19 protein-coding genes are annotated in these 19,588 nt (G+C 61.4%); 11 read left to right on the top strand and 8 right to left on the bottom strand.

Translation table 11 applies throughout. From position 1 onward, the window contains the following. Positions 1–29: 29 nt before the first annotated feature. The 5 genes from xylF (at position 30) to ppgK (ending at position 6,594) form a co-directional block, all read left to right on the top strand. The gene (gene xylF, locus NZ453_RS13535) at positions 30–1,040 is read left to right on the top strand and encodes a D-xylose ABC transporter substrate-binding protein (RefSeq protein WP_263771169.1); all 1,011 of its coding nucleotides are present in this window, start codon (positions 30–32) and stop codon (positions 1,038–1,040) included. Positions 1,041–1,246: 206 nt separating this feature from the next. Next, positions 1,247–2,446, top strand: a complete 1,200-nt coding sequence (locus NZ453_RS13530) for an ROK family transcriptional regulator (protein WP_263771167.1) — start codon at positions 1,247–1,249, stop codon at positions 2,444–2,446. Between the two features lie 531 nt (positions 2,447–2,977). After that, a complete protein-coding gene (gene xylG / locus NZ453_RS13525) occupies positions 2,978–4,513 on the top strand; it encodes a D-xylose ABC transporter ATP-binding protein (protein ID WP_263771166.1) in 1,536 nt (511 codons plus the stop codon). Positions 4,514–4,565: 52 nt separating this feature from the next. Beyond that, entirely contained in the window at positions 4,566–5,717 is a 1,152-nt protein-coding gene (locus NZ453_RS13520; protein WP_263771164.1) for a sugar ABC transporter permease, read from the top strand. A 124-nt stretch (positions 5,718–5,841) separates the two neighbouring features. Next, positions 5,842–6,594: a polyphosphate--glucose phosphotransferase gene (gene ppgK, locus NZ453_RS13515; RefSeq protein ID WP_263771163.1), complete on the top strand. Its 753-nt coding sequence runs from the start codon at positions 5,842–5,844 to the stop codon at positions 6,592–6,594. 59 nt (positions 6,595–6,653) lie between these two features. Here ppgK and NZ453_RS13510 read toward each other — a convergent pair whose 3' ends face one another. Further along, complete coding sequence (locus tag NZ453_RS13510; RefSeq protein ID WP_263771162.1) at positions 6,654–7,274, bottom strand: nucleoside/nucleotide kinase family protein; 621 nt, start codon at positions 7,272–7,274, stop codon at positions 6,654–6,656. A 163-nt stretch (positions 7,275–7,437) separates the two neighbouring features. Then, positions 7,438–8,388, bottom strand: coding sequence for a helix-turn-helix domain-containing protein (locus tag NZ453_RS13505; protein WP_263771161.1), 951 nt, complete (start codon positions 8,386–8,388; stop codon positions 7,438–7,440). Positions 8,389–8,792: 404 nt separating this feature from the next. On the opposite strand from NZ453_RS13505, the gene xylA reads away from it, so the two are divergent. The 3 genes from xylA to NZ453_RS13490 all read left to right on the top strand — a co-directional run bounded on the left by xylA (position 8,793) and on the right by NZ453_RS13490 (position 12,237). Then, positions 8,793–10,109, top strand: coding sequence for a xylose isomerase (gene xylA, locus NZ453_RS13500; protein ID WP_263771160.1), 1,317 nt, complete (start codon positions 8,793–8,795; stop codon positions 10,107–10,109). 116 nt (positions 10,110–10,225) lie between these two features. Further along, positions 10,226–11,224 carry a beta/alpha barrel domain-containing protein gene (locus NZ453_RS13495; RefSeq protein ID WP_263771158.1) on the top strand — a complete coding sequence of 333 codons (999 nt, stop codon included), beginning with the start codon at positions 10,226–10,228 and terminating at the stop codon, positions 11,222–11,224. Next, on the top strand, positions 11,221–12,237 hold the full coding sequence (locus NZ453_RS13490; RefSeq protein WP_263771156.1) for a carbohydrate kinase family protein: 1,017 nt from the start codon (positions 11,221–11,223) through the stop codon (positions 12,235–12,237). The genes NZ453_RS13495 and NZ453_RS13490 overlap by 4 nt, the downstream gene beginning before the upstream one ends. Positions 12,238–12,289: 52 nt before the next feature. Here the strand turns inward: NZ453_RS13490 and NZ453_RS13485 are convergent, their stop codons facing one another. The 6 genes from NZ453_RS13485 to NZ453_RS13460 form a co-directional block, all read right to left on the bottom strand. After that, on the bottom strand, positions 12,290–13,471 hold the full coding sequence (locus NZ453_RS13485) for a Gfo/Idh/MocA family protein (protein ID WP_263771154.1): 1,182 nt from the start codon (positions 13,469–13,471) through the stop codon (positions 12,290–12,292). 78 nt (positions 13,472–13,549) lie between these two features. Then, the gene (locus NZ453_RS13480) at positions 13,550–14,554 is read right to left on the bottom strand and encodes a hydrolase (protein ID WP_263771152.1); all 1,005 of its coding nucleotides are present in this window, start codon (positions 14,552–14,554) and stop codon (positions 13,550–13,552) included. Beyond that, positions 14,551–14,997: a YybH family protein gene (locus NZ453_RS13475; RefSeq protein WP_263771150.1), complete on the bottom strand. Its 447-nt coding sequence runs from the start codon at positions 14,995–14,997 to the stop codon at positions 14,551–14,553. Before NZ453_RS13475 ends, NZ453_RS13480 begins: the two co-directional genes overlap by 4 nt. Continuing rightward, positions 14,994–16,097, bottom strand: a complete 1,104-nt coding sequence (gene waaF, locus NZ453_RS13470) for a lipopolysaccharide heptosyltransferase II (protein ID WP_263771149.1) — start codon at positions 16,095–16,097, stop codon at positions 14,994–14,996. The genes NZ453_RS13475 and waaF overlap by 4 nt, the downstream gene beginning before the upstream one ends. Before the next feature lie 34 nt (positions 16,098–16,131). After that, on the bottom strand, positions 16,132–16,326 hold the full coding sequence (locus NZ453_RS13465; protein ID WP_263771148.1) for a zinc-finger domain-containing protein: 195 nt from the start codon (positions 16,324–16,326) through the stop codon (positions 16,132–16,134). Positions 16,327–16,360: 34 nt separating this feature from the next. Then, on the bottom strand, positions 16,361–17,290 hold the full coding sequence (locus NZ453_RS13460; RefSeq protein WP_263771147.1) for a branched-chain amino acid transaminase: 930 nt from the start codon (positions 17,288–17,290) through the stop codon (positions 16,361–16,363). A 104-nt stretch (positions 17,291–17,394) separates the two neighbouring features. Here NZ453_RS13460 and NZ453_RS13455 point away from each other — a divergent pair, with 104 nt between their 5' ends. Genes NZ453_RS13455 through mnmA form a run of 3 tightly spaced genes read left to right on the top strand, consistent with a single transcriptional unit; the run spans position 17,395 to position 19,518 of the window. Then, positions 17,395–17,841 carry an NUDIX hydrolase gene (locus tag NZ453_RS13455; RefSeq protein ID WP_263771146.1) on the top strand — a complete coding sequence of 149 codons (447 nt, stop codon included), beginning with the start codon at positions 17,395–17,397 and terminating at the stop codon, positions 17,839–17,841. Next, positions 17,838–18,428, top strand: a complete 591-nt coding sequence (locus NZ453_RS13450) for a hypothetical protein (protein WP_263771145.1) — start codon at positions 17,838–17,840, stop codon at positions 18,426–18,428. The genes NZ453_RS13455 and NZ453_RS13450 overlap by 4 nt, the downstream gene beginning before the upstream one ends. Further along, positions 18,421–19,518: a tRNA 2-thiouridine(34) synthase MnmA gene (gene mnmA, locus NZ453_RS13445; protein ID WP_263771144.1), complete on the top strand. Its 1,098-nt coding sequence runs from the start codon at positions 18,421–18,423 to the stop codon at positions 19,516–19,518. The genes NZ453_RS13450 and mnmA overlap by 8 nt, the downstream gene beginning before the upstream one ends. Positions 19,519–19,588: the final 70 nt, after the last annotated feature.

The following is a 19,588-nucleotide window of genomic DNA, read 5'->3' as shown; positions in this document are numbered from 1 at the left end:
CCTCTCGTTATTCTTTCAAGGAGACCTAGATGAACCGTTTTACCGTTCGCCGCACCCTTTTGGCTCTGCTTGCTGCCACAGCGGCCTGCGCGTCGTTGCCCGCATTTGCATCCAAGGAAAAGCCGGTCATTGGCTTCTCGATCGACGACCTGCGTGTTGAGCGTTGGGCGCGCGATCGCGACTATTTCATCGAGGCCGCGAAGAAACTCGGCGCCGAAGTTAGCGTTCAGTCCGCCGACGGCGACAGCGCCAAGCAAGTCGCTCAGATCGAAAACCTGATATCGCGCAAAGTTGACGCGCTGGTGATCGTGCCGAAGGATCAGTCGACACTGACCAACGTGCTCAAGGAAGCCAAGAAGGCTGGCATCAAGATCGTTTCGTACGACCGCCTGATCAAGAGCCCGGACGTCGATGTCTATATCTCCTTTGACAATGAGCGCGTCGGCTTCATGCAGGGCGAAGCGCTGATGAAGGCCATGCCGAACGGCGGCAACGTCTATGTTCTGTCCGGCGATCCCGGCGACAACAACGCCAAATTGTTCAAGGCTGGTGCGATGAAGGCGATGGATCCGGCGATCAAGAGCGGCAAGGTCAAGATCCTCGGTGAACAGGCCGTCAAGGACTGGCTGCCCGCCAACGCATTGTCGATCGCCGAAAACGTCCTGACGCAATATCAGAACAAGATCGACGGCTTCCTCGGCCCGAATGACGGTACCGCCGGCGGCATCATCCAGGCTCTGGCTGGCCAGAAGTTGGCCGGTAAAGTGCCGGTGACCGGGCAGGACGCCGAACTTGCCGCCTGCAAGCGCATCCTCGCTGGCACGCAAACGATGACGGTTTACAAGTCGCTGCGCCTGATCGCTACCGAAGCGGCCAAGCTGTCCGTCGGCCTCGTCAAGGGCGAGAAGTTCAATTACAAGCCCGAGAAGGCGGAAGGCGGCATCGAGCAGATTCTGCTTGATCCGATCGTCATCACCAAGCAGAACATGGACGTTCTGGTGAAGGACAACTTCTACACGAAGCAACAGCTCGGCATGTAATCGGGCTTACGGCTGGGAGGAATGCAGAGCAGAACTCTGCATTCCGCCGGTCTCCGGCGAACCGCGTTCTGTTACGGGGCGCGGAATTCCCCGGCACGGTCAGTTTCTTTGTTGTCCCTGTAAGCGGGGTTTTTCTTTTCATCCTTTTGTCTGACGGTTGGCGAGACCTCGTCTTTAATTAATAGTTCGATAAAACAACTAACACCATGTCCATCACTGGCGACCAAAGCCTCCTGCGCGAAATCAATCGGATGGCGCTCGTGCGGGTCGTTCAAAGGGCTCCCGGTCTGTCGCGTGCCGATCTCGCCAAAGAGACTGGACTGACGAAATCGACGGTCAGCCTACTTGTCCAGGATTTGATCGACGAAGGTTGGCTTGAAGAATCGGACGTGCAGGCGACGGGCGCGATTGGTCGCCGCCCTACGCCTTTGTTTCTGAACGGTAAAAGCCTGGCAATGATCGGGGCTGACGTCAGCCTCGACGCAATCAATGTGCTGATCGTCTCGCTCACCGGCGAGATTCTCCACGAGGCGTCAGAAGCCTTGGCTAGTCACGACCCGGAAAAAGCCATCCGACAGTTGGCGCGGATCATCGGGACGTTGGTTAAGCAGGCGCAAGCCGCGGGGCGGTACCTTCTGGGGATCGGGGTCGGCGTACCCGGTGCGGTTCTGGACAGGCAGGGTGTCGTCAAGCTCGCTCCAAACCTCCCATGGCGAGACGTTCCCTTCCAGGCGAGCCTTTCCCGTGAGCTTGCCTTGATCGGCGTTAAAGGCCTGTCAATTCAAGTACAAAACGATTACGACGTTGCCGCCTTGAGCGAACATGAGTTCGGGGATTCGCCCTTGCCCGATCCGCTGGTGTGCCTGGGTATTGGCGTCGGCGTCGGCGCTGGAATCATCGTGCGCGACAGACTGTTCCTCGGCGCGGACGGCTTTGCCGGCGAAGTGGGGCACTCGATCCTGCAATTCGACGGGCCGGGGTGTTCTTGTGGGCGCCGCGGCTGCGCAGAGACTTTCATTGGGCAGCGGGCGATTAGTACGCGTATCGTCGGCAACACGGAAGACCTGCTTTCGGTCGACACCATAAAGGAGCTCGTCGATCGGGGCGACGAGGCCGCCATGCTGGCGGTGCGCCGTGCCGGGCACTATCTGGGCATCCTGATCCAGAACCTCTGGATGTACTTCAACCCCGGTCGAATCGTACTTGGCGGCCCGTTATGCGACCTGGGCGCGCCCTTGCTGGACGCCGCCAACGCGTGCGTCGAACGCTACGCCTTGGATTGCCAGCTGCAGTTGCCGGAAATACGACTCTCGCGTTTCGGTTCCCGCTGGGTGGCTGTCGGTGCGGCGGCTCTCGTCAAGCACGCGCTCTTACGTCCGCTGGATTTCGGGCTGCGCTTGAACTAACGCCTCTGTGCGGCTATGTAGGTGAAACTTCATCGAAAAATCGTGGTGTGACGTAGTCGGGGTAATTCGTTAGCAAAAGTTAGTTCAAGGGTATTGCATTAGTACGATTAATGAACTAATGTACGAACAAATTCGGAGCCTTGCATCGAACAGGGCACCAAACAGGGATAAAACGGCTCACCTTCAGGGCAGCGCCGATTTCAGGAGTTGGTCAGATGCATAAGCGGACCTCAGCGGGCACGACGCGGGCGCGGCGATTTCTCCGTGAAATCGACTGCGCACGCTCGGCTAGCTGCCATGCGACCACAGCACAGCGATCATGCGGCTCGCGCCGAGCGGCTGTTACGGTTTTTGTCGCGGCTCCCGGCTTCCCATATCCGACAACACAGAGCGCAAGCGTCCCAAGGCGCTTGCCGCAACATACAGATTCCCCCACGGCCGACGCACTGTTGCGTCGAGGGGTATTGGAACCAGAACCTTCGTCTTCCCTCGTCGCAGGGATCAAATAACTTTCTTTTGAAGCGGGGAATCATGTCCGAATACCTTCTGGATATGCGAGGAATCGTCAAGGATTTCAATGGCGTCAAGGCGCTCGACGGAATCGATCTCAAAGTGCGGGCGGGCGAAGTCGTGGGGTTGTGCGGTGAAAATGGCGCCGGCAAGTCCACGCTCATGAAAGTGCTGTCGGCCGTATACCCCCATGGAACATGGGAAGGCGAGGTTTTCTGGGAAGGCAAGGAGCTGAAGGCCAAAACGATCCGCGAGACCGAAGAGGCCGGCATCGTCATCATTCACCAGGAACTGATGCTCGTACCGCAGTTGTCGGTCGCCGAGAACATCTTCATGGGCAACGAGATCACCTTCCCCGGTGGCCTGATGAACTATGCGGCGATGTACAAGCGTGCGGAAGAACTGATGGCCGAGTTGAAGATGCCGGACGTGAACGTCGCTCTACCAGTGCATCACTATGGTGGCGGGCATCAGCAGTTGATCGAAATCGCCAAGGCGCTTAACAAGAAGGCAAAGCTCCTCATTCTCGACGAGCCGACCTCGTCGCTGACCAAGTCCGAGACCGAAATCCTGCTCGACATCATCCGCGACCTGCGGCGCAAGGGCGTCGCGTGCGTGATGATCTCCCACAAGCTCGATGAGATCGCCGCCGTGTGCGATACGGTCAGCGTCATCCGCGACGGCACCCACGTCGGGACACGCGCGATGAGCGAGATGGACACCAACGAGATCATCACCATGATGGTTGGGCGCCAGATCAAGAATCTCTTCCCGCGAGAGGAGCACCCGATCGGCGAGCCTTTTTTCGAGGCGCGCAACGTTACCTGTCTCGACGTCAACAACCCGGCCCGCAAGCGCGTCGACAACATATCGTTCAAACTGCGGCGCGGCGAAATCCTCGGTGTTGCAGGTCTTGTCGGCGCAGGGCGAACTGAGCTCGCCATGGCAATTTTCGGCTGCTACCCCGGGCAATACGAAGCTGAGCTCTGGCTCGACGGGAAGAAGATCGAAATCGATTCACCGCGCGCCGCCGTGACCCAGGGGGTCTGCCTGGTACCGGAGGATCGCAAACGGCACGGCATCGTTCCACTGCAGGGCGTCGGTGCGAACATCACGATGGCGGTTCTCGAAACTTATGCCAAGTTCGGCGTCATCGACGCAGAATCGGAGTTGCATCAGATCGGAAAATCGATCGAACGCATGCGCATCAAGACCGCCTCGCCGGACCTGCCGATCCGTGGCCTGTCAGGCGGAAATCAGCAGAAGGCGGTGCTTTCGAAAATGCTGCTGCCGAGCCCCAAGGTGCTGATTCTCGACGAGCCGACCCGCGGCGTCGACGTGGGTGCGAAATACGAAATCTACAAGCTGATGTTTGAACTGGTTCGTCAGGGCCTGTCGATCATCATGATCAGTTCCGAGCTTCCCGAGGTGCTGGGCATCTCCGACCGCGTGCTGGTAATCGGTGAGGGCCAACTGCGCGGTGATTTCATCAACGACGGTTTGACGCAAGAACAGGTTCTTACCGCAGCGCTCGGTGCGGTCGGCATGGCCGCGTAAGCGCTCCACGGCGTTCCCATCTTCCAGAGACTCAAGAGAAAGCGACTCGAAAATGACTACTGCCACCCGAAACCTTAAGCGGTTTTTCTCCCAGTACAAGGTGCTCGCGCTATTGATCGCCATCGTCGCGATCTGGAGCTTCTTCGGCTACATCACCGACGGCGCCTTCCTGACGTCGCGCAATTTCTCCAACCTGCTGCGGCAAATGGCCATCACCGGCATGCTGGCTTCGGGAATGGTGTTCATCATTATTTCGGGTGAAATTGACCTGTCGGTCGGCGCTTCGCTGGGCTTGCTCGGTGGCGTCGCCGCAATCCTCGACTACACCTACCATATGCCGATGGCGGTCACCATCGCGATCGTGATTGCGCTCGGCATCTTCATCGGGTTGTTCAACGGTTACTGGGTGGCCTATCTCCGCGTTCCTTCGTTCATCGTCAGTCTCGCGGGCTTCCTCGCCTTCCGTGGAATCCTTCTTGGCATTACGAAGGGCACGACAGTTCCGCTGGATTCCCAGGGCCTGATCCTGATCGGGCAGGGTTATCTGCCGATCGCTTTCGGCAACATGTTGGGTCTTGTCGTTTTCCTCCTGCTAGCGTTCCTCACTTACCGGACGCGCTCCGGTAGGGCGAAACACGGTCTCTCCGTGGCGCCGATGTGGCAGGACATCGCGAAGCTGGTGATCGTTGCGGTGGTGATCGCTGGCTTTGTCACGGCTCTTAACCAGTACGAGGGAATTCCGGTTCCCGTGCTCGCGACGTTGATCATCCTTGGTATTTTCACTTTTATCGCCAACAGCACGGTGTTCGGTCGCCGCATCTACTCGATTGGCTCAAACCTCGAAGCCACCCGTCTTTCGGGCGTCAATGTCCGCCTGATCAAGATGCTCGTTTTCGGCTTGATGGGACTGATGGCTGCATTTGCTGGCCTGACGACGACGGCGCGTCTGGCGGCGGGATCGCCTTCGGCCGGTACCTTGGGCGAGCTTGACGCCATCGCATCCTGCTTCATCGGTGGCGCATCCAGCCGTGGTGGGGTGGGTACGGTGTACGGCGCGTTGATCGGTGCGTTGATTATGGCGAGCCTGGACAACGGCATGTCGATGATCGGTGTCGATTCCTTCTGGCAGATGATCGTCAAAGGCTCCATCCTGCTGCTCGCGGTGTGGGTCGACGTCATTTCCGGCGCTGGCAGCGAGCGCTGATCCGAGCACGGCCAGTCGGCATTCACCGCACGGAGGGCGAGGGACGTTGTATCCAATGTGCCCGTCTCGCGCCCAACCGTCCGGTGCCGATCTTCGCACCAACGGTCTTTAAGGGGATTACATCGTGCAAGTTCTAGGCATTGACGTAGGCGGTACCGGCATCAAGGTGGCTGTTGTCGAAACGACAACGGGGGAGATGATCACCGAGCGGGTGCGCGTCCCGACCCCGCGTCCCGCGACGCCGGAAGCGATCGGTGCGGTGTTGAAGGAACTCGTCACCGAGCACAAATGGACAGGGCCTGTTGGCATCGGGTTCCCCGCCGCCATCCAGCGTGGCATTGCGCGGACGGCGGCCAATGTTCACAAATCGTTTATCGGTCTGCCGATCGCCGAGTTTTTCTCGGCGCAGACCGGTTGCCGCGTTTTCGTCGCCAACGACGCCGATGCGGCCGGCATGGCGGAGATGCGCTTTGGAGCCGGCAAAGGGAACGCCGGCGTGGTCCTTATCATCACGATCGGCACGGGGCTCGGCACCGCCGTATTTATCGACGGGCATCTGCTGCCGAATACCGAGCTTGGCCACGTTTACCTCGACAACGGGGTTGAGGCCGAACGCTATGCCTCTGAGGCCGTTCGGGTCACCAAGGGGCTGAAGTGGAAGGAGTGGGGGAAACGCTTCGACCACTATCTGACGACGATGGAAGCGCTGCTCTGGCCCGATCTAATCATCCTCGGAGGGGGCGTCAGCGACGAACTGCACAAGTTCTCGCCGATGATCACGACCAAGGCGCCCGTTATCGCGGCAAGTTTTCTCAATCAGGCGGGTATCGTGGGCGCAGCCCTGTTCGCCGAGGAATGCCTGCACCGCGACAAGTAGCGTTCCATCGCAAGGGTTAAAGGCAGCAGCCACTCCAGCAGGAGCAGGGTGGCTTGTCATCACCACTCGAAAACGACGTTCGCGCGTTCCTTGCATCGCTCGATCAGGCGCGCGTTGGGCTCGTCGGTGCTTTCCACCCAGGCCGCCGCAGCTTCAGGGCTGCGGCCGAACCGCTCATGCCGTTGAGTAAGCCGGCTTACACGTAACTTGTCGTCGGTCGCGACATACCACGTCTCGTCGAGTAGCGAGGCAACCTTCGCCCAATGGCCGTCTTCAAGCAGCAGATAGTTGCCTTCGGTGATGATCAGCCGTGTTTCCGCTTGGACGGGGATCGACCCGGCCACCGGCTCCTCGAGCGCCCGGTCGAAAGCCGGCGCGTAGACGATTTCGTCAGCGGATTGATGGCGAATGCGGCGCAGCAGCGCGGCGTACCCGGCACTATCGAAAGTGTCCGGTGCACCCTTACGGTGGCCCCGGCCGAGGCGAGCCAGTTCGGCATTGGCGAGATGGAAACCGTCCATCGGAACAACCTGAGATACGGCGGGGAAAGCCGCGGCAAGCGCTTCGGCCAGCGTCGACTTCCCGGCGCCGGGGGCACCGACTAGCCCGATCAGTCGTCGTTCGCCGCCCGCGAGCAGTTTCTTGAGGCGTTCCAGATAATGTTCAGCGATCGAAGGCAAGGTGTTTGACATAGCGGTCAGAGCGGTCAGGAGCGTCCGTCTCGCGTCTACGGACGCCAATCATTGGCGATTGGAAAAGCGACAGTTTATCGGAGAAGGCTCCTTGAGCGGGTGCCAGAGACTTCGGAGGCGAACGTTGTCCATCCCGAATTATGCTGAAGGCTTACAACGCGTGTGCACGAGAAGGCCCGGCCAATGCTGTTCGGCTCCCTGGAAGCGCGGTGGATACCGGAAAAGACTCGGTCTTCTTGACGTTGCCGTCGCGGCGATAGGCCTTTGGCGTCGTCCCTTTGTGCTTGAGAAACTGCCGGTTGAAGTTCGACAGATTGTTGAAGCCGCAGATATAGCAGATGGCCGCAATCGTCTTGTCGGTCTCCAGAAGGTAGCGGCAAGCATGGCTGATGCGCAGCGAGGCGACGTATTCCACGAAAGGGACCCCCATGAACTTGTGGAAAAAGCGACTGAATGCCTGGGGCGACATACCCGCGGTCTTGGCTACGTCGGCCAACGTGAGCGGACTGCCGAGCCCGTTGTTCATGTACTGGATGGCGCGATTGAGGCGTTCTGAATCACGATGAGTAGCCACCGGCGCATAACCAACGCTAGTCATCGCCGTTACGTCGGCGTCTGCACACTGCGCCATATCCTCGAGCAATTCCAGCAATCCCCAGAGGCGTCGTGCGCCGAATGTTTCCCATAGCCGATCCATCGTCGGCAACAGGCGGGCGGTCTCGGCTCCGCTGAAACGGAGGCCGCGCCCGGACCGAGCAAGCAGACCGGCGGCCCGCTGTTGTTCGGGCATCTCCCAGAACGAAGGCCCGAAGTTCTCACGCTTAAACTGGATATAACGAATGTGAGTCGGTTCGCTGGACTCAGCGGCAATTGGATCGCTGCACAGCATGTGCGGCAGCCCGCTGCCGAAAAGGAAGAGATCGCCGGGTACGAATCGGCCGATGTGATCACCAACGACGAGTAGACCCGTCCCGCTCAGGATATGAAGGATTTCGACTTCCGGATGGATGTGATACGGGCAATCAAACACTCGCCCGCCGGCGTGGAAGCATCCAAACGACGAGCCATCCGAATCGGGGACTTTTTCGAAAACGATACGCATGACAAATAAATGATAAGGGAGGCGTTTGCGGTGTCTGACCGGCCAATTAGCCTGCTTGCCGAAGTTGCTAAAAAAGTATCAGTCTTAGTGTGAAAGATAACAGACCGCGTGTCTAGTCTTCGTTAAATTGAGCGCTGTGGGAATCGCCTGGAAACTCACCGAAAACAAGAACAAGAAAGGCGATTCGAGAGGGTTTTCCCGTTTTGCCATCGCTGGACAGACGGTATTGATCGAGCGCTGTTCGGAACTGCAGAAGGTGTTTTCGAGGCGATTCGGCGATAGGGGATGGTACTTTGTTGTCGCGGAAGCAGAGATGTTTTCACCATCCTTAATCCGCGAATAGTTTTGGTTGGGATACGCCCGGATGCGTCGGATTGCGCCCGGATCACTTAAAGGAGACTTGAATGGCTGCAACTTACTTCTCGGAAATCGAGCCCGTCCGCTACGCCGGCCCGGATACGACCAATCCGTTGGCCTACCGCTGGTACGACCCGAAGCGCGTCGTGCTCGGCAAGACGATGGAAGAGCAACTGCGTATCGCCGTCTGCTATTGGCATACCTTCTGTTCGGGCGGTAGCGACGTCTTCGGGTCGGGCACGTTCGACCGTCCCTGGCAGAAGGCCGGTGACCCGCTCGCGCAAGCCGAAGCCAAGCTCGACGAAGCGATGAGCTTCGTGACCAAGCTCGGCGTTCCTTTCTACACTTTCCACGACCGCGATCTGGCGCCCGAATTGGGCAACCTGCGCGAGAGCCAGAAGGCCTTCGCGCACATGGTGGACAAGGCAGCGGCGGCGCAGGAGCGGCATGGTGTCAAGCTGCTCTGGGGTACCGCGAACCTCTTCTCGCACCCGCGCTACATGGCCGGTGCGGCGACCAATCCGGATCCCGAAGTCTTCGCCTGCGCGGCATTGCAAGTGCGCGACGCACTCGAAGCGACGAAGCGTCTGGGCGGCAGCGGTTATGTGCTCTGGGGCGGCCGTGAAGGCTATGAGACGCTGCTCAATACCGATCTCAAGCGCGAACTGGCGCAACTCGGCCGCTTCCTCTCGATGGTCGTCGAACATAAACACAAGATCGGCTTCAAGGGTTTCATCATGATCGAGCCGAAGCCGATGGAGCCGACCAAGCACCAGTACGACTTCGACGTGGCGACGGTGTACAGCTTCCTCAAGCAGCACGGCCTTGAAAACGAAGTCAAAGTGAATATCGAGTGCAACCATGCGACGCTCGCGGGCCACAGCTTCGAGCATGAAATCGCCATGGCCACCGCGCTCGGCTGCTTCGGTTCGGTGGATGCCAACCGCGGCGATCCCCAGAATGGCTGGGATACGGACCAGTTCCCGAACGATGTCGGCGAAACGGCGCTGGCGCTCTATCACGTTTTGAAGAGCGGCGGCCTGACGAACGGCGGTTTCAACTTCGACGCCAAGGTTCGTCGTCAGAGCATCGACGCGGCCGATCTGGTGCACGCGCATGTCGGCGGCATCGATACGCTGGCGCACGGCCTGCTCATCGCCGCCAAGATGGTCGAGGACGATCAGCTCGGTAAGTTCAGGGAAGCTCGCTACGCCGGCTGGAACGCGGGCATGGGCAAGGACATCCTGAACAAGCAGCTCGATCTTGCCGCGGTAGCAGACCGCGCCGCGCAGCAAGGGCTCGATCCCAAGCCGCGTTCGGGACGTCAGGAAATGCTCGAGAATCTCGTCGCCCGTTACATCTAAGCGGTGACACCTGGGGCGTCCAGGCCGAGGGGCCCGGACGCCAGCGTATTCCGCCGTAATCCGGTGCTACCAAAGCGTCTTCTTCTTTCCGCTTTCTTCGATTGCGAGTCCGAATAATGAAAAGTCTCGACCGAAAGCTGGCGCGCCTCCGTTCGGGCGCCTATACCCCGCAGGACTTCATCATTGCCGACGCCAAGGACGCGGAAATGGCGTTTGGCCTTACTTCGCCCGGCCCCGTCCGCGGCACGGACGGACAGCCGCTCCCCGGTTTCGCGCGGCGAGCCGTCTATCTGGACGCGATCCGCGCCATGACAAAGTCCGGCTTGGTCGACATCATGCTGACGAGCGCGTCGGCGGCGGAGATTCTGGCCCGGGAGGGGTTGTTTGCGAACAGTGAAGTGACCCCCGCCGTGCGTTACAACGACGCCACGGACATCTGGTATCCGCGTGGCGGCCGTTACGGCAGCGAGCCCTCGCGTCCGTTCCGTACGGCACGCTTGCCGCGTGTGCGCGAGTTTGCCGACCTCGGGCTCTATTCGGTCACCTTCTCCAACGAAGTCGTGCGCGATCTGGCGACGCTGGAAGCGTATTCGGCGTTCCGCGCCGAAGCAGCCGAACTTGGGATGCGTCACTTCCTTGAAGTATTCAACCCGAATCTCGATATTGGTGTTCCGGCTCCCGAGATCGGCGATTTCCTCGGGGATTCGATCGTGCGTCTGCTGGCCGGCGTCGTTTCCGCCGAGCAGCCCGTATTCCTGAAAATCGTCTATAACGGCCGGCGCGCGATGGAAGCGCTGGCCTCCTATGATCCGCAACGGCTTATCGTCGGCATTCTCGGTGGCGCACAAGGTACGACGCGCGATACCTTCGAGTTGCTGTCCCGAGCCGAGCGTGCCGGCGCGCGCGTGGCGCTGTTCGGGCGCAAGATTAATCTGGCGCAAAGCCCGCTTGATCTCGTGCGCCTGATGCGCGGCGTCATCACTCGGGAGCTTTCGCCGGAAGAAGCCGTGCGCGCCTACCACGGTGCCTTGCAGAGCCGGAACATCCAGCCTGTGCTTGGCCTGGACGACGACCTCGCGATCAGCGATCCTTTGCTGCGGGACGAACGAGAGTGAAACGCCGCGGCATTCTCTGTGGCGGTTGCTGGCTCGTCGATCACAACAACACGATCAGCCACTGGCCGGAACAGGAAACCCTCACCCAGATCGTCGCACGCGAGATACAGGGCGGTGGTCCGGCGCATAACATGGCGCTCGATCTGGCGCGCCTCGCTCCGGGATTCCCTGTCTCGGCGGCCGGCGTCGTCGGCAACGACGATGCGGGGCGGCTGCTGATCGCCGCGTGCGCTCGGCACGGTATCGAACATTGCGGCCTGCATGTGCTCGACGGCGTCGGTACTTCGCATACCGATGTGATGACCGTGCGCTCGACCGGCAAGCGGACCTTCTTCCATCACCAGGGCGCCAACGCGCTGCTGGGTCCGGAGCACTTTGATTTCTCGACCACCGCGGCGCGCATCCTCCATCTCGGTGCGCCGGGGATTCATGCGCGCATGGACGCCGCTGGCAATGAGGAAGCCAACGGCTGGGTCACGGTCCTGCGCCGCGCCCGTGCCGCGGGGTTGCGCACCAATCTCGAAATGATTTCCGGCGAGCCCGAGGAGGTTCGCCGGCTCGTCACCCCATGCCTGCAGCATCTCGACAGCCTGATCATCAATGATTACGAGGCCGGCGTGCTGACCGGTATCGACATTGTTTCCGGTGGCATGACTTCAGCCGGGGCGGCTAGGCGCGCGGCGGTCGCGCTGCTCGTCAAGGGTCCGCTGGAACTCGTCGCCATTCACTTCCCGGGCGGCTGCGTCGCCGCGACGCGCGACGGCGAGGTGATCGCCCGTCCGTCCCTCGACGTACCGCCTGAAGCGATCAAAGGAGCCAACGGTGCGGGCGATGCGTTCGCCGCTGGCGTCTTGTATGGGCTGCACGAAGGTTGGCCTGTCGACGAGTGCTTGTCGCTCGGCCTATGCGCCGCCGCGTCGGCGCTGCGTTCGGTTTCGACGACGGAAAGCGTCGGCACCGTCGCCGAGTGCCGCGCGCTGGCCGATATGTGGGGCTGGCGGGCCCCGATCTAGGCGTGCCGCCTCCGTTTGTCCGGCAGGGCTCCGGAGCCTGCCCCGAACTTGCTTATCCCAGGTGGCTGTTCAGCTTGACCCAGGCGCCGTTTGCGGCGCTGGACTCGATCACCGCCGCGATGAAGCGGACGCCCAGAAGGCCGTCGCCGCAGTTCGGAAAGTGCAACGCGAGCGGATCGACGGCGGCGCCGGCACGGAGTGCCGCAATGGCTTCGGCGGCATCCGAGTAAAGGTTGGCGAAGGCTTCCGGGAAGCCCTCCGGGTGTCCCTTTACGACACGGCATGAGCGCGCGGCAAGCGGCAATGTGCCCGGCCCGTTCGGCGTACGCAATTGCGCCGGTCCGTCGAGTGGCTTATAACGCAGTACCTGCGGCAGTTCCTGCTCCCATTCGAGGCTACCGAGCGCGCCGCTCACCCGGATGCGCAATCCATTCTCGACGCCCGCGGCGGCTTGCGTAACCCAGAAGCTGCCGCGTCCGCCGTTGCTCAGGCGCAGCATGGCGCCGGCGTAGTCATGCACGAGATGGCCGGGGACGATGCTGCCGACTTCAGCCGCCACCTCGGTGACCTCGAGGCCCGTCATGAAGCGCAGCAGGTTGTGCGCGTGCGAGCCGATGTCGCCCATGACGAGCGACGGTCCGCTCTTGGTTGGATTGTGGCGCCAGCTGCGGGCGCGTATCGGATCGGTCTCGCGGGCGTTGCCGCCCTGCACGTATTCGACCTGCACCAGACGAATCTCGCCGAGTTCCCCGGCGGCGATCATGGCGCGCGCCTGGCGGACCAGCGGGTAGCCGGTGTAGTTGTGCGTCAGGCAGAACACCCGGCCGCTCGATTGGACCGCTGCGTAGAGTCGTTCCGCTTCGTCGACCGTGTTGGTCATCGGCTTATCGCAGATGACGTCGAAACCCAGGCCCAAGGCTGCGCTGGCAAGTTCGAAGTGGCTGTCGTTCGGCGTCATGATGGCGATAACGTCGGCGCCATCCGCGCGCGCCTTTTCGCCCGAGATAAGTTCCAGTCCGCTCGCATAGGCACGCTCAGGGGCGAGGCCAAGTTCGCTTCCCGCCCGGCGCGCTTTTTCAGCGTCCGAAGACAGTGCGGCGGCGACGAGCTCGTACCGGTTGTCGAGCGCGGCGGCATGCCGGTGCATCGCGCCGATGAACGAGCCCGGTCCGCCGCCAATGACAGCGAGACGCAGGCGGCGGCCGAGCAGGGCGATAACGGGGTTCAGTGACATGATGGCCTCCTCAGGTGTGAAGGATCGGTTGATTGCGGCGCGGCGCGGCTAAGGCGGACGCGTCTTGTAGCCGCAGTTTTAGCGGCCATGGCGAAAAAAACTCAGCAAGCGTTGCGGCAACCACTCGGTATGCCCGGGGAACGGGCCGGTCATGAAACCGACGTGGCCGCCTTGATCCGGGAAATCGCGTGTGACGCTCGGCGCAACTTGGTGTCGCAAAGGCAGCGCCTCGCGCGGCAGGAAGGGGTCGTTAAGTGCGTTGAGGATGAGCGTCGGGACGCGAATGCCGCCCAGCCAAGGCTTGCTCGACGCCCGGCGCCAGTAGTCGTCGGCGCCCGCAAAACCATGCAGCGGGCCGGTGACGACATCATCGAAATCGTAAAGCGTGGCCGCGGCGCGCAGGCGTCGCCGGTCGAACAATCCCGGAAAACGTTCGAGCTTTGCCGCCGACGCGGCTTTCAGACTGAGCAGAAAATGTAGCGAGTAGATGCGATTGAAACCGCGGCTCAGGTGGTGGCCGCAAACGGAGAGGTCGAGTGGCGCGCTGACGGCCGCGGCTCCATCCACCATCTTCGCCGCGTCATCGCCGCGCTCGCCGAGCCATTTGAGCAACACGTTGCCACCGAGCGACACCCCGGCGGCGTAGAGCGGACGTTGAGGATGCAACTGCTTCAAGCGGCGCAGAACCCAGTCTGCTTCGTCGCTGTCGCCCGAATGGTAGGCGCGCGGCAGGCGGTTCGGTTCGCCTGAACAGCCGCGAAAATGGGCCACGACTCCGGCCCAGCCCACATGGTCGAGGGTTTGCATGAGCGCCTGCGCATAATGGCTGCGCGAACTGCCCTCAAGGCCGTGGAAGAGCACGACAAGCGGCGATTGGCCATTCTCGGCAAACCCGCCCGCCGCGTTCCAGTCCAGATCGATGAAGTCGCCGTCGGGCGTTTCCCATCGCTCACGGCGGAAAGCCCGGATGGCGCGGCGGAAGAGGACCGGGTAGATGGTCTGTGCATGGCCGCCCGGCAGCCACGGCGGAGCGCGATATACCCCCGGGGGTCCGGTTTCTGGTTTCGGGTGGAGAGCGTTCAATGCAGCGTCCGCTCGCCACCGCCGAAATCGTCGGCAAAGTCGGCGCCTTCATGGTCCGCTTCCGAAGCCGGCGTTGCATGGTGAACGAGCAGGCGCCAGCCATCGGCTCCGCGCTGGTAAACGTTCGTCGTCAGCATCTGTGCATGCGGCATGGGCTCGTCTCCGACATAAAGCGTCTCGATGACGCTATGGATGCACAGCAACATGCTCTCCCAGCGCACAAGGCAGCGCGCTTGCATCGAAAAGCGCGCGTTGTCGCCGAAGATCGCCTGCCAACTTTCGCGGATGGCGCCCACCCCGGTGATTCGTTGCCCGGTGGGGTGGATGCAGACGATTTCTTCGTCTTCGGCCCACACATTCATCAGTGCGTCGATATCGCCGTGGCCAATCGCGTTGTAGAACGCCTCCTCGGCGTCCTCCGACGAGGTGTAGAGCGTTCTCATGCGCTTTCTCCCATCACCGCCGCACGCGAGGCCGCCGCCAGGCAGGCGGCGAGCACGCGTTGCGGTTCGAGTTTGTTCAAGCAATCCAGATGGCCGAGCGGGCATTCCCGTTTGAAGCAGGGACTGCAATCAAGGTTCAGGCTCAGGATTTGCGCCGTCGGCGAGAGCGGCGGCGTGAATCCCGGCGAGGACGAGCCGTAGAGTGCGACCAGGGGTCGCCCTACTGCCGCCGCCACGTGCATCAGGCCCGAATCATTGCAGACGACGACGTCGGCAAGACCGATCAGGTCGATGGCCTGAGTAAGCCGCGTGGCGCCGCAGAAGTTGACCGGCCGCGCCCCGCCGGTCGCCAGCCGTACGATTTCGTCGCCGACCGGTTTGTCCTTGCCCGAGCCAAGTAGCCAGACGACGTACCCATGGGTCGCCAGGGCATCGGCGAGGGCGGCAAAATGGCGCGCCGGCCAGCGCTTGGCCGGTCCGTATTCCGCGCCCGGGCAGAACACGGCTACCCGGGCGGGCTTCGCCAAACGCAGTTCGTCCAGCGCTTTCGCCTGCTGTTCGTGCGTACTCACGAGCCGGGGCAGTGGTAGCGGGCGTGGCAGCGGTGCACCGACCTCCTCCGCGAGTTGCGCGAAGCGTTCGGCCATCTGCGGCAACGCGGCGGGGTCAAGCGTATGGCGCACGTTGATCAGCCTGTACCGCGACTCACCCGTAAAGCCCACGCGTCGGGGAATGCCGGCGAACAACGGAATCAGCGCCGACTTGAGCGAATTGGGCAGAACGTACGCTTGGTCGTAACCTTTCGCGGCCAGCGTACGGGCGAGGCGGAAGCGGGCCTTGAGCGAGAGCTCGCCATGCGCGAAGGGGTTGATGGCAATCTCTCTAATCTGCGGCATCCGTTCGAGCACCGGCGCCACCCAGGGTGGGGCGAGGGCGTCGAGTCGCAGACCGGGGTGGTGTTCGAGCAGCCGCATGAACAGCGGCTGCGCCATGATTGCGTCGCCGATCCAGTTGGGGGCGACGATCAGAGCCTGTTCGGCGGAAGGCGCCTTGCGGCGGGCTGAAACCGGTTCTCCGGAATTCTGAGGACGGCCTTTCAAACGTTACTCCAACTACTCCACGCGGGCAGCCGCGTCAGTGTCCCTTGGGAGCTTCGCCCTTGAAAACGTAGCGGGTGCTGCAGTACGGACAGACCACTTCGCCGTCCGGCGCGACGATGAGGAAGACGCGCGGGTGCCTGGCCCACAAGGGGGCGTCCGGCATCGGGCAGTGCAGCGGCAGGTCTTTGGCGGTGATTTCAACCGTCCGTTGGGTGTTGTTGTCGGCCATGGTCGTACTTTCGATTGAGTTATTTCCGCTGGGGTTACGCCGCGTTGACGTAGGTTAGCCAATCTTCGTGTGCGGGCACGCGGCCGTTCACACAGTCGAAGTAGAGGTTCTGGAGCTTGCCGGTGATGGGGCCGCGCTGGCCGGCGCCGATCTGGCGACCGTCGAGTTCGCGAATCGGCGTTACCTCGGCGGCGGTTCCGGTAAAGAACGCTTCGTCAGCGCAGTACACTTCGTCGCGCGTGATGCGTTTCTCGACCACCGACAATCCGAGATCCCGGGCCAGCGCGAGTACCGAGGCGCGGGTGATCCCCTCAAGGCACGAGGTGAGGTCCGGCGTGAATAGGGTGTCGCCCTTGACGATGAAGATGTTCTCGCCGGCGCCTTCGGCAACATAGCCGTCGACGTCCAGGAGAAGCGCTTCGTCGTAGCCGTCGTTGGCCACTTCCTGATGCGCGAGAATCGAGTTGGTATACGTGCCCACCGACTTCGAACGGCACATGTTGATATTCACATGGTGGCGCGTGAACGACGACGTTTTGATGCGGATGCCTTTTTCCATGCCTTCGGCACCCAGGTAGGCGCCCCACGGCCAAGCCGCAATGGCGACGTGCACCGAGAGGGTATTGGCCGCGATGCCCATGGCCTCCGATCCATAAAAGACGATTGGCCGGATGTAGCAGGATTCGAGCTTGTTGGCGCGAACGACTTCCTTCTGTGCTTCAATCAGCGTTGCCTTGTCGTACGGCATCTTCATCTGGAAGATGTGCGCCGAGTTGAATAGCCGGTCGGTGTGTTCGCGGAGGCGGAAAATCGCGGTTCCTTTCGCTGCCTTATAGGCGCGCACGCCTTCGAAGACGCCCATGCCGTAGTGCAGCGTATGGGTCAGGACATGGGTCGTCGCCTCGCGCCACGGCACGAGTTGGCCATCGTGCCAGATGAAGCCGTCGCGATCCGCCATTGACATGATTTCGTCTCCCCGGGTATCGAATTCGAAGGTCGGATTCTAGCCGATTTTGCCCCCCGGATGGCGGTAGAATAAGGGTTTGCCGCGTTTTACCTACCCGCATAATGATCTGGAAACCCCATGTAACCGTCGCCGCCGTGCTCGAGCAAGACGGGAAATACCTGCTTGTCGAAGAAGAGACCGACGAAGGAATACGCTTCAATCAGCCGGCCGGCCACCTCGAACGGTTGGAGGCGCTGACGGACGCGGTTGCCCGTGAGGCGCTGGAAGAAACCGGCTACCATTTCGTGCCGGAATACCTCGTCGGCATCTACAACTGGCGGCATCCGGGCAAGGACATTACCTATCTGCGCTTTGCTTTCGGCGGGCGAATCATCGGCCATGAGCCCGAGCGCCCGCTGGATAAAGGCATCATCGGGCCGCGCTGGCTCTCGTTCGACGAAGTACGCGCGCTTGAAGATCGTCATCGCAGCCCGATGATTCTGCGCTGCGTCGAAGACCTGCGCGCCGGGCGACGCTACCCGCTCGACCTTATCACCCACTACAAATGAAGCGGTTGCCGGGTCTCGTCTTTGCGCTGTTGCTACCCGGCGCAGTGGTCAGTGCGCAGGAAAGCGTCGATGTTTGCTTCAACTACAGTTGCCTGACCACGGCATCCGTAACGTTCAGTGCCGGGCAACTCAGCGAAATCCGTACGTTCCTCGGGACGGCGCAAACGCCTGCCGAGGAGCGCGCTCTGATCGGCATCGCAATCGGGCGTCTCCTCGGCTGGGCGGGCAAGGTGTCCCCGATAGGGGCCGACAAAGGCGGCAACATTGCCGATGATGGCGTCTACGGACGGATGGACTGCATCGACCACTCGACGACGACGACGCGGTTGCTGAACCTGCTCGAACGAAACGCGATGTTGCGCTGGCATCGAGTACGCGAGCCGGTGGTGCGTACCCGTTTCCTGATTTTCGACCACTGGACGGCGGTCATCGAGGAGATCGATGGCGTTGCGCCGCGCAAGGTATCGATGGGAGACCCCATGGCAGGGGTTCGTTACGCGGTGGATAGCTGGTTCAATGACAATGGGCAGCCTGCCGTCGTGTTGCCTCTGGACAAATGGTTAAGCTGGGGAAAGCCTGATGCCTGAACAAAAGAAAACAGTCGTCGTCGGCTTGTCCGGCGGCGTCGACTCGGCCGTCGCGGCGATGCTGCTGAAGGAACAGGGATGGAACGTCATCGGCCTGTTCATGAAGAACTGGGAAGATGACGACACTGACGAATACTGCTCATCGCGACAGGATCTCATCGACGTCATGAGCATCGCCGACAAGATCGGCATCGACGTCGAAGTGGTCAACTTCGCCAAGGAATACCGGGAACGCGTGTTCTCGATCTTCCTCACTGAATACCAGGCTGGGAGGACTCCGAATCCCGATGTGTTGTGCAACTCGGAGATCAAGTTCCGCGCGTTTCTCGATCATGCGTTGGCCATGGGGGCCGACAAGATCGCCACCGGCCATTACGCCGGCGTACGCGAGTTCAACGGCGAGTTTCAACTGCTCAAGGCCGAAGACGGCACTAAAGACCAAAGTTACTTCCTGCATCGTCTCAATCAGCAGCAACTCGCGCGCACGCTCTTTCCGCTCGCCGACCTGTACAAGCGCGACGTGCGAAAAATGGCCGAAGCGGCCGGGCTGCATGTGGCGGTGAAGAAAGATTCGACCGGCATCTGCTTCATCGGCGAGCGTCCGTTCAAAGAGTTCCTGATGCGCTATCTGCCGCCGAAGAAAGGCGAAATCCGTTGCCTTGACGACGAGCGGGTTCTCGGCGAACACGACGGCCTGACTTACCACACGCTCGGGCAGCGCAAGGGGCTGCACATCGGCGGTACGAAGACGTATGCGAAGGATGGAGAGCACGATGCCTGGTTTGTCGCTGGCAAGGATATGGCGCGCAATGTCCTCTACGTGGTGCAGGGGCATGATCACCCGGCGTTGCTCAAGGACGAATTGGTCGCCGACCAGCTTTCCTGGATTTCCGGGCGCGCGCCGCATACGCACTGGGTGTACGCCGCGAAGACGCGTTATCGTCAGCCGGATGCGCCGTGCGAGGTCGAAAGCGTAGACGCGCAAACATGCCGCATTCGTTTCGCCGAACCGCAATGGGCCATTACGCCCGGGCAGTCCGTGGTGGTCTACGAGAGCCGCGTCTGCCTAGGGGGCGGCATCATCGCGTAAGTCGTCGACACGGCGGGAACCCCGTATCTGAGCCGTTTTCGGGACGTGGGCGGTTGAGAGAGGACACACG

The sequence above is a fragment of the Propionivibrio soli genome, from assembly GCF_025770765.1.
GTDB lineage: Bacteria > Pseudomonadota > Gammaproteobacteria > Burkholderiales > Rhodocyclaceae > Propionivibrio > Propionivibrio soli.
The sequence above is the reverse complement of the archived record's forward strand: the minus strand, read 5'-3'. Positions and strand labels throughout refer to the sequence as shown.

Coding starts and splice junctions, on each gene's coding strand:
- mnmA (WP_263771144.1), top strand. CDS start 18,421: ATGCCTGAACAAAAGAAAACAGTCGTCGTCGGCTTGTCCGGCGGCGTC.
- NZ453_RS13520 (WP_263771164.1), top strand. CDS start 4,566: ATGACTACTGCCACCCGAAACCTTAAGCGGTTTTTCTCCCAGTACAAG.
- NZ453_RS13450 (WP_263771145.1), top strand. CDS start 17,838: ATGAAGCGGTTGCCGGGTCTCGTCTTTGCGCTGTTGCTACCCGGCGCA.
- NZ453_RS13505 (WP_263771161.1), bottom strand. CDS start 8,388: ATGCGTATCGTTTTCGAAAAAGTCCCCGATTCGGATGGCTCGTCGTTT.
- NZ453_RS13495 (WP_263771158.1), top strand. CDS start 10,226: ATGAAAAGTCTCGACCGAAAGCTGGCGCGCCTCCGTTCGGGCGCCTAT.
- NZ453_RS13475 (WP_263771150.1), bottom strand. CDS start 14,997: ATGAGAACGCTCTACACCTCGTCGGAGGACGCCGAGGAGGCGTTCTAC.
- xylG (WP_263771166.1), top strand. CDS start 2,978: ATGTCCGAATACCTTCTGGATATGCGAGGAATCGTCAAGGATTTCAAT.
- xylF (WP_263771169.1), top strand. CDS start 30: ATGAACCGTTTTACCGTTCGCCGCACCCTTTTGGCTCTGCTTGCTGCC.
- NZ453_RS13530 (WP_263771167.1), top strand. CDS start 1,247: ATGTCCATCACTGGCGACCAAAGCCTCCTGCGCGAAATCAATCGGATG.
- NZ453_RS13465 (WP_263771148.1), bottom strand. CDS start 16,326: ATGGCCGACAACAACACCCAACGGACGGTTGAAATCACCGCCAAAGAC.
- NZ453_RS13455 (WP_263771146.1), top strand. CDS start 17,395: ATGATCTGGAAACCCCATGTAACCGTCGCCGCCGTGCTCGAGCAAGAC.
- NZ453_RS13485 (WP_263771154.1), bottom strand. CDS start 13,471: ATGTCACTGAACCCCGTTATCGCCCTGCTCGGCCGCCGCCTGCGTCTC.
- NZ453_RS13460 (WP_263771147.1), bottom strand. CDS start 17,290: ATGTCAATGGCGGATCGCGACGGCTTCATCTGGCACGATGGCCAACTC.
- xylA (WP_263771160.1), top strand. CDS start 8,793: ATGGCTGCAACTTACTTCTCGGAAATCGAGCCCGTCCGCTACGCCGGC.